We start from the raw sequence: 14870 nt of genomic DNA, 5'->3' as shown, positions 1-14870 counted from the left end.
TCGGCCTCTGCGAAGGCGGGTTGGACATCCGACTGCTCGTTGCGGGGGGGCGCAATACATCGAGTGCGGGACGAGATATGCGTGACTAATCGGGGCGACTGTTGTGTGCGTCCGGATTGTCGCCGGGCACTTCTTCATTCCCGCGCGGCTTCTCGATGAGATAGTCGCCCAGCTTAACTAAGCCGGACCCTGCTGCTGTGAGTGCACGACCAGTCTTGTCGGCGGCCACATCAAACGCTGCGGACGCAGCCTTCATGACGGTAGGCGGTGGTGCTTCGTGCCAGTCTGTCAATGGCCAAGTAGAAGTCCCCGCTGGTGGCCAGCAGAAGTCCCCACTCCTGAGCGGGTGATTGGCTAATTCTTGGCGGCTCCTTTCTTGTGGTCGGCGTGGCGCATCCGGTAGGACTCGCCGGAGGTGAGGACGATGGTGGCGTGGTGCAGTAGCCGATCGAGGATGCTGGCCGCGGTGGTGTGCTCGGGTAGAAATCGTCCCCATTGTTCGAAGGGCCAGTGCGAGGCGATCGCCAGGGAGCGGCGTTCGTAGCCGGCGGCCACGAGCCGGAACAACAGTTGAGTCCCGGTGTCATCGAGCGGGGCGAAGCCGATCTCGTCCAAGATGACCAGATCCGCGCGGAGCAGGGTGTCGATGATTTTGCCGACGGTGTTGTCGGCCAGGCCGCGGTAGAGGACCTCGATCAGGTCGACGGCGGTGAAGTAGCGGACTTTGAATCCTGCGTGGACGGCAGTATGCCCGCAGCCGATGAGTAGGTGGCTTTTGCCCGTACCAGGTGGGCCAATGACAGCCAGATTCTGTTGTGCCCGAATCCATTCCATACTCGACAGGTAGTCGAACGTGGCTCCGGTGACCGACGATCCGGTGAGGTCGAACCCGTCGAGGGTCTTGGTGACCGGGAACGCTGCGGCCTTGAGGCGGTTGGCGGTGTTGGAGGCATCGCGGGCAGCGATCTCGGCCTCAACCAACGTCCGCAGAATCTCCTCCGGCGTCCAGCGTTGCGTCTTGGCGACTTGCAACACCTCGGCGGCGTTGCGGCGCACCGTGGCCAACTTCAACCGCCGCAGTGCCGCGTCAAGGTCAGCAGCCAGCGGTGCCGCCGAGGACGGTGCCACCGGCTTGGCAGCGGCGGTCATGAGGCCGTCCCGTCGGTGGTGCTGATCTTGTAGGCCTCCAGGGAGCGGGTCTCGACGGTGGGCAGATCCAGCACGAGCGCGTCGCCGGCGTGGCGGGGTTGGGGGGTGCCGGCGCCGGCGGCCAGGATCGAGCGCACGTCGGCAGCGCGGAACCGGCGAAACGCCACCGCCCGGCGCAGCGCGTCAACCAAAGTCTGTTCGCCGTGGGCGGCGCCAAGGCCGAGCAGAATGTCGAGTTCGGATTTCAGTCGGGTGTTGCCGATCGCAGCAGCACCGACGAGGAACTGCTCAGCTTCGGTTCCCAATGCGCAGAATCGTTTCTCTGCTTCGGTTTTCGGGCGTGGACCACGCGAGGGTGCGGGTCTGGGTCCGTCGTAGTGTTCATCGAGGATGGACACCTCACCTGGGCTGACGAGCTCGTGCTCGGCCACGATCACCCCGGTCGCAGGTTCCAACAGGATCAGGGCGCCATGATCGACCACCACCGCCACGGTGGCACCGACGAGCCGCTGAGGCACCGAGTACCGAGCTGAGCCGTAACGGATGCACGAGAGGCTGTCGACCTTACGGCGCACCGACCCGGAGCCGATCGTCGGCCGCAGCGAGGGCAGCGCCCTCAAGACGGTGCGCTCGTCAACCAAGCGATCGTTGGGCACGGCGCAGATCTCCGAATGGACCGTGGCGTTGACCTCGGCGCACCACAGTTGCGCCTGGGCGTTGAGGGCACGTAGGTCGACCTGCTCACCGGCTAGCGCAGCTTCGGTCAGCAGCGGGACCGCAAGGTCGTCCTGAGCGTAGCCACAGAGGTTCTCCACGATGCCCTTCGATTGCGGATCCGCACCGTGGCAGAAGTCCGGAATGAAGCCATAGTGGGACGCGAATCGCACATAATCCGGTGTTGGAACAACAACATTGGCGACGACACCACCTTTGAGGCAGCCCATCCGGTCGGCCAGGATCTTGGCCGGGACCCCACCGATCGCCTCGAGGGCTTCGGCGATCATCGCCAACGTGGTCGAGGCTTTCTCGTCGGCGGCGAACCGCACAAACCGCCACCGCGAATAGGCCAGCACCGCGCAGAACACCATCAACCCCGGTGCGGCTTCGGCCCAGTCCATCACCAGATAGTCCCCGGGTGACCACACCGCCGGACGGCGTTGATGCCGGTTAGCGTTGCGCCACAATACTTTCTGCTCTGCCACCAGGCGACGAAAGTTGCGGGCCGAACCCTCATACCCGGCAGCTCGGGCGATTGGCAGCATCCGCTTGGCCGACATCTTGCCGTGCGACTTCTCGACTCTGGTGGCGACTAGCTCGGTGAACGCGTCGAGGTTGCGTGGCCGTGGTTCCCTCGGGGGCGCGCCGCCGGCCTCGGCCCGCTCGATGACCCGCTTGACAGTCTTGTGGGTAGTACCGCACAACTCGGCCGCGCCGCGATACGACCCGACCTGGTGATAAGCCGAAATGATGTTCATACGCTCCCTTGCAGACTTCAATAGAGCTCCCTGGGCGGTGATCAGGTGACAGTTGGCGCTATCACCGTCACCGCCCAGGCCCTCAGCTCCCGGAAACAACACGCGAGCCCGCAAAGGAGTGGGGACTTCTACATGGCCACCAGTGGGGACTTTCTACTGGCCACAGATGGGGACTTTCTCATGGCCATGGACACCAGTCCGCGACCTGGTTGTGGCGCGACGTAGCGAAATCGTCTAGGACTTTGCGCATTTTCGTTCGATCTCGCGCAAGGCCGCGTACCGACCAATACCGGAACCCTTCGAGCGGATGAGTTCTGCTGAATCCGTCGAGTACGCGCTGAGCGTTGCGGTATACGGCGGTATCTTCCTCCAGTTGATCTAACAAGAATTCGCGAGTGTCTTGGATGACTTCCTGGACGTGGTCCGGCTCAGTGGCCTGGATCCTGGCGAGGCGCAAGCGCCGCCATCTGTACAGCGATACTTCAGCGACGACGAGCAGGTCAAGCGTTTCGCCGATGAGGTCTTGCTCGAGAGCGCGCCGGAGAAGCTCGGCTCTCTTCTGGACGGGAAGTTCGGCTTTAAAGTCTGTGAGCGAGAGTGTGACGTGGTGGCGAAGCTGCTGCACCAGAGCGTTCAGATCGGCACCGATCCAAGCAACTCCCTCCCAGTAAGCCGTTGGCAACTCTCCGTACTTCTCGAGATATCGAAGGTTTTCCTCAACCGTTTCGCTGTGACCAAGCACTTGGCCCGCGCGCGTTGCTTTTGCCAACTTCAGTACTGCATCGACCTTTCCCTCTACCCGCTTAATGGACTCAACGACTTCGCCGATCGCTGCCTTGAGTGCGATCTGGACAGCGAGCATTTGGATCGCCAGCATGTCTGTGGGCGCAAGCATTGCGGGCCGCCACTGTAGTTGTTGAAGAAACTTTCCGTCCAGATCGGTGACCGTCATGCGGAAAAATCCGTCCGTACCGGGAATAAGCTTGTGGTTTTTGATTGCTTCGACGCTGTCTGGGTGTAGTTGAACGAACTGCCGTGATCGACCGAGAACACCTGCCAAACCTGCGGCGATCCCGCCAGCACTTGCGATGGAACCCGCGTCGATCTCGGCGACGTCGATGGCACGCCCGGCGGCTTGCCGGATGCGGTTCAAGTACGACTGCACGGCATCTGGATTGCCACCGAGCAGGATTCCCTCCGGCTCCAGTGCAACGACCACCTCGCCGCTTGCTTCGCTGTCTGTCGAAGGCTCGATCGCGGACTTCGCAGTGTCTGGTTTGCCCGAGGCGTTGTCGGCTTGATCGTGGTTCACAGTAATAGACCTCCGGGTCGGTACTTCCGGTGTAAGTAGACCACCGCACATCCCGGCAAACCGGACTACGCGCCATCAGCTTGCTCAAGCCAGCAGCCCGACTCATGGCGGGCTGCTTGAGACTCCCCTAGTCCTCCTCCTGGTCCTCTTCGCTGTAGTACACGCCTGGTCCGTCACCCGCTGACGACAGATACGGGTCCTCCTGCCACTTGGCTTCGGTCTGGTTGCGCAGCAGCTCGCTCAGCTTTTCCGGCCTGCGCTGGTCTCGATCTCGCCGAGTCATTTCAGTTCGCCTCCGTGCCGCTCCTTGTCAATCTTTCCAATCCAGTCTCCGCCCACCATCGCTTGCCGCAGTCACAGTTCGCGAAAGCGTCGTCAAGCCGCTGGAACGGCGGCAGCCAGACGTAGGAATCGTCATCCGGGCAGGGCACATAGACCGTTCTGCGCACTTGGTGTCCCAACACCTTTTGTGTGCCACCAGTATTCGAATGGGGGCGGGACATACTTGGCCGCCTGAGCACCAGCACGACCGTGACCACGATGGCTATGCGGGCCAGCGCGCCTACGATGTGCTCGTCCATCAGCGCGCCTCACCGTCGTCGTCCTCCTCGTCACACCAGCCGGGTCCGGTCCACTGCCAGCTGAGGATGATCACGGGTCCTCGTGCTCGCGCGGCGGGGAGTGGTCGCGCTGGTTTAAGCTGCGCTCGCGTCGCTGCTTGCCGCGCTCTCGCCAGTCGGTCATACCAGTTCCTCCCCTGAGGCTCGTCGCCGTGGTACTCGGTTCCTGCGGTTACGTTCCATTCTCCCGGAAGAAGGCGATGCGGCGCTGGCGCTGGCGTGACCGGGTGCTCCGCAGCCAGAGGCGTCTGCGGGCGCATTTTCCGGTGCGCCAGGTCAACGAACACGCGGGCCTTGGCTGGGTCTAACACCACGTTTACGCCCATCTCCTCCACCACTCAATCGACCGCCTCGCCGTGCGCCAGCAGGCGGCACGCGTCGCCGCCATCTCGGCTGGTGCCGACCGGTTGATGCCCTGCGGCAGCGACCGCCTCAACGAAAGCCCCCTCGCACATCCGCTGTACGGCTCGGAGGGCGCGGCGGGGACAGCAGTGATTCGGTGCTCCGCGCCGTCAGGCTTGTCGGCAACTACGTAGCCAACTCGCAGCGCGGTCAACTTCTGAGGTCGCATATCTGCTCAAAGGCTTGACGCATTCCGCAGCTTCAACGCCCGCTCCTCGATGGCAGACTAGTCCAAACGGGGTACGCCTGAAGATGCCCGTCGACCTGCGGGAAGGAAGACGCGGATGGGCGCGACACACACACCATATGACGCGAGAATCAGCTGGAATGGTGGGAACCACATGAACGGTGGCAAGTCCCCGTTCGGGGAGTACTTCGTTGGTGAGGACAACAGCCTGTCATTCCGCGAATACCGCACCGGCAAATGGACCGACGTGGCCCCGCCGGGGAGCAGCGCAGGCGAGATTTACCATCGCGGCGTCAACCACAATAAAGAGTTGCTCGGCATCGAGGGCGCAAGCGGGTCCGTTCGCCGGCAACCGCGCCCGAAGCCCGCTGCCCTGTGCCCGCTGTGCCACATGGAGCACCGGGGCGAGTGCCCGTGAGATGCCCAGCAAGCCGTGTTTAACAACCTGTTCTCCATCTTAGGGGATCTAAAAGGCTCCAAAAACTTGCCCTACAAGCCAACCCGTAGGTAGATCTAACGTGGCATATCCACGATTAGGTCGGCGGCGGCGTTCAGATCGGCGGCCAGTCGGCGCGCTCCCGCCGCGTCCAGGCCGTGAACGGCTCCTAAGAGCTCGATCACCGGGGAGCTGCGGTACCACTCGCTGTCCTCATCAATGGTGTCCTCGCATCTGATCGCTAGGTCTTCGCCGACGCCGTGGTGCCAGAGCAGCGTGGGGCTCTTCCAGAATGGTTGGTCGTCGGGCGCCATCCACGGTGGTGGGGTTGGGCCGATGCCGGCGAGGTCGTCCATAACCGCCTATCCGATCACACTGGCCGGTGGTGTTCGCGGCTCTGGCAACGACTCCTGTAGAGAACAGTAGCGGCAGGCGCACCGTTCAAAACGGTGGGCGCCGCACCAGCAGTTGCCTTTCCATGAACGACGGAGGTATGCGGACGCCGCTCGGTCACCCTCATCACCACATCGACTGGTATTAAGGGCACTCGCCGGCGTGGACGCAAAAGCATTCTGGGCACATGGCGCTGCGTATATCAGCCTGCTCACGCTCCCGGCGGCCGTCATCGTCAGCCTCGATGGGCCAACTCGGTGGTGCCTGGCGTTCGTACCAGGCCAGGTCGGGGAATGTGTTGTACTCCTCCCCTAAGTGGCTGCCGGCGCGACACCGTGCAACTTCGACTCCCTTCGTTCTGACCACTCGCTCGACTGCGGCAGCGTCGCTGGGGTCGATGTCAGGCTCACCCACCGCCTCCTGGAGCAGCGCGTAATGCGCCCAGATCGCGCGGCGGGCAGCTCCGCGCTTGACGCCGCGGTCCTCGCTGACCACCCCGTCGGGGTACAGTGCCAGCACCCTCCCCAGCGTCCACCCTTTGACGTAGAGCAGCTGTGCAGCCTCAGCGCGGGTCTTTGCGTTGGGCCACAACGACAATCGGCGTTCAACTACTGGGTTCATTCTCGCTCCCTTCTGCGCTTACGGGCACACACGAGAGGCTTACCTCTCGGCCGCCAGGGCGACCGCGAGGCCGGGCGGCCCAAGCGTCGCGTGGCTTAATGGCTGGCCGCGTTCTATGGCAAGGCTGTATCGGTCGTACAGGTATACCTAGCCGCGGGCCATCGCAATGGCGTCCGAGGTTTGGGCCATCCCGTCGGGGTCCAACTCGAACGCCTCGATCAGCTTGCTAATCAAAACCGAAGGCTTTGTGTTCGGGGTGTTGGGGCACAGGCCCATATGGAACGCCACTACCCAGGCTTGTAGGTAGACGGCTTGTTTGGTTCGTGTGGGGATCAAACCCTCGTAGTGATCCTCTGGGTGCGGGGGAGCCAAACCGGTCCAGCGCAGTCCTCGGTGAACCACCACATCGTTGATCAGCGGAATCGCCTCATAAGCCGACCAGGCACGGTTGGTCATATTGTGTCTCCATTCAATCGTGGGTGAATGACGTCGACGAGCACAACCGGCCCCAGACCCGCTTTTCAGTGAGGTCTGGAGTCGTCAGCGCCGTTGGCGCCGATGTGTACGTCTGGGCAGATGTTCCCCATCGCCGCGTCCATTAGTTGGTCGGCTCTCTGGTTATTCATTGACAGGTGGCGGGCGATATCGGGAACGATGTAACCAGTGGAGGTGCCGGCACGAAGCATGTTGCATGTGCCCCGGCCGATCCTTAATAGTGTCGCGTCGTCGGCACTGGGAGCGTAGAAGCGCCCGGCACGCACGAACGCGGCTTCGGCCTTAGTTGGTGGCGGCGGCGCCGGGCCGTCATAGGGCACGCAGTCTAGGGCGTCTTGGCGGGCGCCGCAGTACCCAGGGTCGGTTGGATTTGGGCTCCCCGAAGCAACTCCGGCGCCCGAACTGATCATTGCCGTCGCGATGGTAGCCGCGGTGAAAACCGCACGAAACAACATGCCCCCCAAACCTCCCTGTTTGAATCGGCCTGGCGCGCACTGTTACTCATATGTCTCACAGTGCCACCGGAGCTATTCAGCGAGTACCCAGAAACCGACCCGGCCATACGATATTGCGCGCTGCGAAGTGTTGACGGCGCTCATCGAAAATCCCCGGCTGTGCTCGCCGAAATTCCTCACCTGTGAGCAGCGGTCAGTGTAGTTGTTGGCGGGTGCCGGTGGTGGTTCGGCGCAGGGTTTCCGCGGCGGCGTGGTGGTCGCGTAGCCGGTAAGAGTCGCCGTCGAGGTTGATGACTACGGAACGGTGCAGGAGGCGGTCGAGCATGGCGGCGGCCACGGTGGTGTCGCCGAGGATCTCGCCCCAGGCACCCACCCCGCGGTTGGTGGTGATGACGATGCTGGTCTTCAAATAGCGTTGGGAGACAACCTGAAACAACGCGGAGGCAGCTTCGGCGGGCAGCGGTAGGTACCCCAGTTCATCGATCACCGGCAGGGTCGGCCCGGCGTAGAACCGCATGGTGGTGGCCCACCGTCCCTCGATCGCAGCGCGGTGACATCGTGCCGCCAGGTCAGCGGCGGTGGTGAAGTAGGTTCGGTATCCGGCATGTGCTGCGGCCCGTGCCAATCCGACGGACAAGTGCGTTTTTCCCGTGCCCGGCGGCCCGATGAGCAGGATGTTGGTCTCCGATTCCAGGTAGCGGCAGGTGCCCAGCTCGTCGATGAGCTTGCGGTCGATCCCGGCGGCGGCGTCGACATCAAAGTCGGCCAGGGTGGCCGGGGTGGGCAGGCAGGCGAACCGCAACCGGCCAGCCAGCCGGCGGGCGGTGCTGGCCTCGACTCCCACGGCCAGTAGCCGCTCCATCGCGACGGTCAGCGACAGCCCCTCGGCGGTGGCCTGGTCGAGCACCGCCGGTAGGGCTTCGGCGGCCGCGGCCAGTTTGAGCTCGGCCAGATGCGAACGCAGCTGTTGATAACGGCTCGCCGCCGCCGATGCCGATTCCTCGTTCGTGATGGTGGTCTTGCCGGTGCTTGGAGTGGGGGTCATTGGATGGTCCTGTTCCGGGCGGCCCGCTCATAGACGGACAGATCGATGACGGTGGAATCGGTTGACGGACTTGGGGATTGGGCGCCATGGCTGTTGGCGTCCTTGGCTCGGAGCAGTTGTGCAGCAGCAGCTTTGGCCGCCGGGCCCGGTGGGATGCGTTCCTTGCGGCGGTGCGGGCGCCCGGTGGCCGCGGTGGCCATCGCCGCGGCGTCCAGGGCGATGACGTGCCCGCTGTCACGGACCATCACCCCGAGTCCATCGGCGGCCATCCGGGCCGGGCGATCACGATCCCGCTCATGGTGGCGATGTCGCAGAACTCGCCGCCGACCGGATGCGACACGACGACTTGGGCGGCGGCCAACTCTGGGGGCACTGAGTAGCGGTTGCCGCGATAGGACACCATCGCTTGGCGCAAGGCGGTGCGGGTCTCAGCCACGATCACCGGATACGGCACCGCCGGCACCGGGGCCAACGGTTCGGCCTTGGCGAGCACGGCGACCGAGGACCGGCCGTCGGCGGTGGCCCGCATTCGAGTGTCACCGCGCACCCGGGCGAAGCGATCCAGGCTGGCCTGGGCCGCCTCGACGGTCATGTCGTCGGCCAGGGCGCGCCACCAGCGTTGCGCGGCGGTGTAGTTGACCTTCTCGACCACGCCCTTGCGGTTGCCGCGCCGGGCCGGGCAGATCGCCACCGAGACGCCGTAGTGCTTGGCCACCCCGGCGAACGACGCGGTCACCCGTCCTGAGCCTGGATCGCAGACCGTGGCCATCCGATCGAACCGCCACACCCGGGTCAGCCCGCCCAGTCCACGAGTGACGCGGTCGAGGCCGGCGATCAGATGCGGTTGGTCCTCCGAGGGCGCCAGGAAGCCGCGCCACTTCCCGGAATGCGCCAGCGAGCCGACTAACGGATGCGCCGTCTTGCCCCAACCCCATGCTTCGGGAGGATTGGGCAATTCCAGCCATTCCCATTGGGTTTCGTCCCCGGGTTGCGTGTGGGATCACCGCATTGGGGCGCTCGGTGGCGGTCCGGCAGGCCTCACAGACCGGGCGTAGATCCCGGGCGCGGATGTTGCGGGTCAGGCTCTGATACGACAGACCAAACCCCAGGTCTCGAGCTCGTCGAACAGGGTGCGGGCCCACAGGTGCGGGTCCTCGGTCAGCCTCGCGGTGACGTAGTCAACGAACGGCTCGAACGGGTCCGGACCCGGGCGGGCCCGGACCCCAGGTTTGGCGTCACCGGCCAGATACTTGCGGACCGTCTTGCGGTCGAATCCGGTGTGGCGGGGCGATCGCCGCGATCGTCCAACCACGCTTGCGCAGGGCATGTACTTCCACACGCCGTCGAGGCGTTTCGCACTCGGCCGCTCGAGGTGGGGCTGCTCCTGCGCGATTGAGCGCCAACGCAACTGACTGTGCAATGGCTTCGTGCGGTCTGGCGCTCTGCGGCTGATTCGCACGCCGTCGGCACCAACGAACGGTGGCGCGGTGGGGGTGACCAGGTCATCCGCCTGTCCGTAGTTGTGTGACGAGTGCACGCTCTTGAGCGAGTACGTCGTCCAGTTGTACGGGCGTAGGGCCGGGGGTGTCGTCCAAAGCTCGTTCGGCGAGTGCCAGGAATTCGCGCAGTTCATGCTGTACGTCGTTTAGCCAAGGGTCCTTCCTCGCATGCTCGACAGCATCAAAGCCAGCGCGCGACAGGGCATCCGGCGCAGTCGGAGTATTCGGGATAGTCACAGACAGGCTCTGCGTGTCGCGTGTCCATGTCACTCCGCCAACAGCGGCGTCGACAACGTCGGCAATTGGGTCGAGAGCGTTCGCCAACTCAGCGCCCGAAAGGCGCAGCGTGAGCGTGTGTCCTTGCGGGTCGGATTCACGGATCGATTCCAGCTGTAACTGGGTCGCTTTGGCCACCGTCATCGCCTGTCGCTCAATGTAGTCGAGAACACCGTCGGTAAGGTCCGCGTCGTTCACGCTCGACAAGAGGTCTTCGAGCAGTGCCAGCCGGGCGCAGTCCTCGCCCTGCCACCAGGAGGTAACTCGCTGAGCATTGTCTGGCTGCTCGACCCCCCGCGTAGGTAGGTAGGCGACAACCCACTGTTGCAGTGCATCGCGGCGCTGTTGCGTGAGCACTGCCTCGTAATATTCAGTCAGACGGTCTGCAACTGCACAGCCGGAGGCGGGAAGCAGTTGCGTTCGTAATTGCGCCCATCCCAAATACTCGCTGAACTTCCCGGAGGCGAGAAGGTCGACAGCGAGTAGTCCCGATGCAATCTCCTTGGCAGAGTTGATGTTTTTGGGATCGCTTACGCGAAGCTCGGCCAGGAGCATTCCGCGCAGCAGTGCCTGTCCGTCCTCGTCGGGGCTGGCACTTTCGGTGCTCGGTGCGCCTAGGAGGAGATTGAGTGCGCTGTCAGCGGCAGACTGTTTCGCTGCATTGTGCGCGTTCCGCCACTCGCCGTGCCAGCGCAACTGTTGATCCATCTCGAAGGTGATCGTTGCGCGGAACTCTGCATGGTGCTGTGGTCCCCGGCGCTCGAAATCAACGGAATAGGTTGCCTTGGCGTGACGGGCGCAATACTCCTGAAGGAGAGTGGCGGGGTCCCTCGTAGGAGTGAAGGACTTGATCCACTTCGCCAGGGTCGCGGGTTGCCGTTTCATCAGGCGGTCTCCGTTGGCGCGCCAGGCTGCCCCCACGATCGCCTGGGCGACATCTTCTTTGATATCCGGGCTGATTGCCATTTTTTGCGAGCAGAGAATGCCGGACGCTACCGGCATCTGGTCGAATAACTCGACAACTACCTCACGGGGAAGCGCCGGTGAGGTCACTGCAGAGGCCGGCACGCGCACAGTTTGGTTAAGAGTGTTTAGCGCGTAGTGATGCCGGACCAGGTTGGTCAGCGCTTCGGAGCCTTCGGTGGCCAACACTCCATAGTCGCGTTGCTGTGCTTGTGCAACCAATCCTTGGTTCTCGTAGACCCAAGACCTGTGAGTCAACGCTTGACTCATCAAGCCGGCATCGGCCACTTCGAACGCTTGCTGTGCCCACTGAAACGCCCGATCGTGGTCCGGGTGTGTTTTCTGGAATGGCTTCGGCCGCATCGTCTGTCGCGGTTTTGTGCGCGTGGCGGGAATCGCGTTCGGCAGGAACCGGCGAACATACGAGCGCGTAGCCAGCCGCCGCGCCTCCTTGACCGAAGGGGCGGTGGCTGATGCCGATCGTCGATTGACCTCGACGGTGACCGTGAATTGCTTGTCGTGGTCGGGTCCTGTTTCTGTGCGCGTGAATGCTGGCTGTGCCTTCACGTGAGATTGCAGAAGCGTGAGCCAGTCAGGTTCCGGGTCCTGCATCTCGAAGGAGACCAGCTCCAGCAGGCCGTCCGCCGGAGCCTGCGAGACCGTGACCATTGATAAAGCACCCAGAATCTGCATCGCGACCCTTTCGGGAGCGGTGCTACGGGCCCCGGCGGCTAGGCTCTGGGCCTCGCCTCTACCGAAGTAGGCCACCTCATTGTCGGTAACCCATTGCCCAAGCCTGGACCGGATTTGTTTGTCCGCTGCGAGTACAGCGCTGACCTCGCTGTTCGATTCGTAGTCACCGCGTTGTGCGCGTACCCGGCTAAGCAGTGCCATCCGCATCCATCCCTGTCCAAGTGCCGCGAGAAGATCGAGGGCTTCCGCGGAGACCGGGCTTTCCGGTATTGACTCATAGAGATAACTGCGATGCAGGCAGGACCACCGCACCCAATGCAGCGCCTCATCGTCGAGGTCGACGTCGAGGGCCTTAAGATCGCGCGAGAGTGGATCGGGTAGCGCGGGCAGCAGTGCCGAGTGCGGAGCTTGCGGGCACCACTCTGCCCAGTCGGTCGCGACAACCTCGTCGGGCGGTGCCGCAGCGCGCTTCGAGGAATCGCGCGCCGCATTGTCAGCTCGCCTTCTCGATGAGGAACCGTCGAGCCGATCAGGTGCATGTAACGCCAAGAACTCGCGGCGCAACCACGGCCGCACCACGGGCTGTCTCCCCGACCTGATCATCCGCTCGACGATCAGGCATTCGTTCGCACGTGTGTACAGCCCGGCGATGGCCGCACGCTGTCGGATTCGGGTCAGAGAGGATAGGACCTCGTCGACCCGCAGTTTAAGGCCGCCGTCAATTCGAATTCTTCGGGAGCGCGACTCCTTTTGAAGACGTAGCGCCATCTTATGCAGTGGTTCGGGAGGCGGAGGGGTGCGCAGGCCAACGATTCCGACCCAGCGGTTGCCAAAGCTGAATGGCGCCACGGTGCTTCTCCTCGCGTTCGCCAGCGGGCGTCGTCGGCCCCATTCCCGACAAATCCGACTGTTCCAGCACGAAGCCTAGCGCTGCGGTATGACATCACCGCCGAGTTGCCCAATGATGCCCCGACGTCGCGGGGCACCCAGACGCTGTCCCCGAGTAGAAGATGAACCGTCCCGCGTTTGATGCGCACCACGATGTGTTCCGGGTTGTCCGGAGTTGGTTTTGTCCGCGGCACGTGAATTCTGACCCCGGCGCGGCAGGTGAGTTCTAAGGCTTGTCGCAACACTCCTGCTATGTGAAGGGGTGTGGAGATGACGCGACGTGGCCGCAAGCGCCGGCTGATTTTGGAGGATGAGTACTGGAAGCTGATCCTCGATGGGGTGCATACCGTCGAGGCGTGCCGGCAAATCGGCATCGGCCGCAAGACCGGCTATCGGTGGCGCGCCGAAGCGGGTGGGCTACCGCCGACGCGGGTGGCTGAGAAGGCACGCTCGTCGCGGTATCTGACGTTGTTGGAGCGCCAGCGCATCGCGACCTTGCGCGAGCGCGGCCATGGTGTCCGTGAGATCGCCCGACGGATCGGCCGGGCAGCCTCGACGGTGTCCCGGGAGCTGCGCCGTCACCTCAAGCCACACGACAAGGGTGTTTATGACGCCGATCTCGCGCACGCCCGCGCCCGCGACAACGCGCGCCGGCAGCGAGCAGGGGCCTTGGTCGTCGATCCCGAACTGCGCGAGCTGGTGAAGGGCAAGCTGGAGAACACGTGGAGCCCGCAGCAGATCAGTGCCTGGCTGCGCTCGGAGTACCCGGACCGGCCGGACTGGCATATCTGCCACGAAACGATCTATCAGGCTGTGTATCTCGGCCGCAAAGGCGGGTTGAGCAGGGCGTTGACGGCCAAGCTGCGTACCGGTCGACCGCTGCGCAAGCGGCGACGCAACGCGACTGAACGCACTCCCCGCTACGTCGCTCCGGCGGTGTTGATCCACCGCAGGCCGCCGATCGTCGAGACGCGTACCCGCATCGGCGACTGGGAGGGGGATTTGATCGTCGGTAAGCACAGCCGCTCGGCGATCGGCACTCTGGTCGACCGAACCAGTCGCGCGGTGCGACTGATCCATCTCCCGTGGGGCCACGGCGCCGACGCGTTCACTGACGCGTTCGGCGACGTGCTGGTGGCTCTGCCCGAGGCCGCCCGGCGCACGCTGACCTGGGACCAGGGATCGGAGATGGCCCGTCACGACCTTCTCGCTGAGCACTTCCAAGAGGGTGTGTTCTTCGCCGATCCAGGAAGCCCGTGGCAGCGCGGCACCAACGAGAACACCAACGGCCTTCTGCGCCAGTTCTTTCCGAAGGGCAAAGATCTATCCGTCTACACACCCCAGGATCTGGTCCGCGCGGAGAAGCTCCTTAATGGCCGCCCACGCAAGATCCTCAACTGGCGCACACCCGACCTGGTTTTCACGCACGGACTACTGTGATCGCGTCCGTGTGTTGCGAGGACCGGACGAATTCACCATCGCAGGAGTGTTGCGACAAGCCTTAGAACTCACCTGCCGCCAGGGGGTCAATTTTCAGTCGCCGCCGACAGGTTTGCTTGACTTTGGGTTACGACCTTCCGTCGAAGGAGCCAGGTGCGTGTGGCCTGACCCCGATCGGTTGATCACGCGGACCAGTTGACGGGGTCCGGTCAGGGTCGTCCAGCCACCACCGAACTACATTCCGTACGCACCGACACCGCCGTCGTGGCTGTCGCGTGACGCGAAAGCGGAGCGTCACGGCCTGGAACGCCTGGAAATCGTCAAGCCGCAGGACCCGGCCGCCTTGGCCGTGTAGTGCGAGACGTGGCCCTCGGTTCGTGCTCGGAAGTCGATCCAACGGGCCGACCTTTCAGCGGTGCTGTAAGTGGCGACCGTGCACTCGATGGTCACCGCAGTCGACTGCGTCGCGCCCTCGTACCGCGCTGCCTTGAAGCTCACGGAGGACTACTGGGCCGCGGCTC

At 63.8% G+C, this 14870-nt stretch carries 12 protein-coding genes and 2 pseudogenes; 2 read left to right on the top strand and 12 right to left on the bottom strand.

The annotated features are described in order from the left end of the window. Positions 1-85: 85 nt before the first annotated feature. The 6 genes and pseudogenes from BN971_RS25010 to BN971_RS24575 form a co-directional block, all read right to left on the bottom strand. Positions 86-256, bottom strand: coding sequence for a hypothetical protein (locus BN971_RS25010; RefSeq protein ID WP_170322121.1), 171 nt, complete (start codon positions 254-256; stop codon positions 86-88). 98 nt (positions 257-354) lie between these two features. Continuing rightward, the gene (gene istB, locus BN971_RS09235) at positions 355-1149 is read right to left on the bottom strand and encodes an IS21-like element IS1612/ISMav1 family helper ATPase IstB (RefSeq protein ID WP_085183067.1); all 795 of its coding nucleotides are present in this window, start codon (positions 1147-1149) and stop codon (positions 355-357) included. Beyond that, positions 1146-2645 (bottom strand): annotated as a pseudogene (istA, locus tag BN971_RS09230) (IS21 family transposase). Before istA ends, istB (BN971_RS09235) begins: the two are co-directional and overlap by 4 nt. A 157-nt stretch (positions 2646-2802) precedes the next feature. Then, positions 2803-3936 (bottom strand): hypothetical protein, encoded by a 1134-nt coding sequence (locus BN971_RS09225; RefSeq protein ID WP_139027071.1) that lies wholly within the window; start codon positions 3934-3936, stop codon positions 2803-2805. 127 nt (positions 3937-4063) lie between these two features. Beyond that, positions 4064-4219, bottom strand: coding sequence for a hypothetical protein (locus tag BN971_RS25005; RefSeq protein ID WP_169718664.1), 156 nt, complete (start codon positions 4217-4219; stop codon positions 4064-4066). Position 4220: 1 nt separating this feature from the next. Next, positions 4221-4517, bottom strand: coding sequence for a hypothetical protein (locus BN971_RS24575; protein WP_139027070.1), 297 nt, complete (start codon positions 4515-4517; stop codon positions 4221-4223). A 782-nt stretch (positions 4518-5299) separates the two neighbouring features. Here BN971_RS24575 and BN971_RS09220 point away from each other — a divergent pair. Further along, a complete protein-coding gene (locus tag BN971_RS09220; RefSeq protein ID WP_085183070.1) occupies positions 5300-5563 on the top strand; it encodes a hypothetical protein in 264 nt (87 codons plus the stop codon). Positions 5564-5658: 95 nt separating this feature from the next. Here BN971_RS09220 and BN971_RS09215 read toward each other — a convergent pair whose 3' ends face one another. The 6 genes and pseudogenes from BN971_RS09215 to BN971_RS09185 all read right to left on the bottom strand — a co-directional run bounded on the left by BN971_RS09215 (position 5659) and on the right by BN971_RS09185 (position 12870). Further along, complete coding sequence (locus BN971_RS09215) at positions 5659-5937, bottom strand: hypothetical protein (RefSeq protein ID WP_139027069.1); 279 nt, start codon at positions 5935-5937, stop codon at positions 5659-5661. Between the two features lie 805 nt (positions 5938-6742). Continuing rightward, positions 6743-7051 (bottom strand): hypothetical protein, encoded by a 309-nt coding sequence (locus BN971_RS09205; RefSeq protein ID WP_085183073.1) that lies wholly within the window; start codon positions 7049-7051, stop codon positions 6743-6745. Between the two features lie 65 nt (positions 7052-7116). Next, positions 7117-7500 carry a DUF732 domain-containing protein gene (locus tag BN971_RS26610; RefSeq protein ID WP_372511934.1) on the bottom strand — a complete coding sequence of 128 codons (384 nt, stop codon included), beginning with the start codon at positions 7498-7500 and terminating at the stop codon, positions 7117-7119. Positions 7501-7738: 238 nt separating this feature from the next. Further along, a complete protein-coding gene (istB, locus tag BN971_RS09195; protein ID WP_085183075.1) occupies positions 7739-8590 on the bottom strand; it encodes an IS21-like element helper ATPase IstB in 852 nt (283 codons plus the stop codon). Further along, positions 8587-9927 (bottom strand): annotated as a pseudogene (locus tag BN971_RS25680) (Mu transposase domain-containing protein). The gene istB (BN971_RS09195) and the pseudogene BN971_RS25680 overlap by 4 nt, the downstream one beginning before the upstream one ends. A gap of 165 nt (positions 9928-10092) precedes the next feature. Beyond that, a complete protein-coding gene (locus tag BN971_RS09185) occupies positions 10093-12870 on the bottom strand; it encodes a double-stranded RNA binding motif domain-containing protein (protein WP_139027068.1) in 2778 nt (925 codons plus the stop codon). 309 nt (positions 12871-13179) lie between these two features. Between BN971_RS09185 and BN971_RS09180 the strand changes: the two genes are divergently transcribed. Beyond that, positions 13180-14349, top strand: coding sequence for an IS30 family transposase (locus tag BN971_RS09180; protein WP_085183261.1), 1170 nt, complete (start codon positions 13180-13182; stop codon positions 14347-14349). Positions 14350-14870 lie beyond the last annotated feature (521 nt).

Source organism: Mycobacterium bohemicum DSM 44277, assembly GCF_001053185.1.
Taxonomy (GTDB): Bacteria; Actinomycetota; Actinomycetes; order Mycobacteriales; family Mycobacteriaceae; genus Mycobacterium; species Mycobacterium bohemicum.
The sequence above is the reverse complement of the archived record's forward strand: the minus strand, read 5'-3'. Positions and strand labels throughout refer to the sequence as shown.

Excerpts from the sequence above, each read along its gene's own strand:
- BN971_RS25010 (WP_170322121.1), bottom strand. The coding sequence starts at position 256 with ATGAAGGCTGCGTCCGCAGCGTTTGATGTGGCCGCCGACAAGACTGGT.
- istB (WP_085183067.1), bottom strand. The coding sequence starts at position 1,149 with ATGACCGCCGCTGCCAAGCCGGTGGCACCGTCCTCGGCGGCACCGCTG.
- BN971_RS25005 (WP_169718664.1), bottom strand. The coding sequence starts at position 4,219 with ATGACTCGGCGAGATCGAGACCAGCGCAGGCCGGAAAAGCTGAGCGAG.
- BN971_RS24575 (WP_139027070.1), bottom strand. The coding sequence starts at position 4,517 with ATGGACGAGCACATCGTAGGCGCGCTGGCCCGCATAGCCATCGTGGTC.
- BN971_RS09220 (WP_085183070.1), top strand. The coding sequence starts at position 5,300 with ATGAACGGTGGCAAGTCCCCGTTCGGGGAGTACTTCGTTGGTGAGGAC.
- BN971_RS09215 (WP_139027069.1), bottom strand. The coding sequence starts at position 5,937 with ATGGACGACCTCGCCGGCATCGGCCCAACCCCACCACCGTGGATGGCG.
- BN971_RS09205 (WP_085183073.1), bottom strand. The coding sequence starts at position 7,051 with ATGACCAACCGTGCCTGGTCGGCTTATGAGGCGATTCCGCTGATCAAC.
- BN971_RS26610 (WP_372511934.1), bottom strand. The coding sequence starts at position 7,500 with ATGATCAGTTCGGGCGCCGGAGTTGCTTCGGGGAGCCCAAATCCAACC.
- istB (WP_085183075.1), bottom strand. The coding sequence starts at position 8,590 with ATGACCCCCACTCCAAGCACCGGCAAGACCACCATCACGAACGAGGAA.
- BN971_RS09180 (WP_085183261.1), top strand. The coding sequence starts at position 13,180 with ATGACGCGACGTGGCCGCAAGCGCCGGCTGATTTTGGAGGATGAGTAC.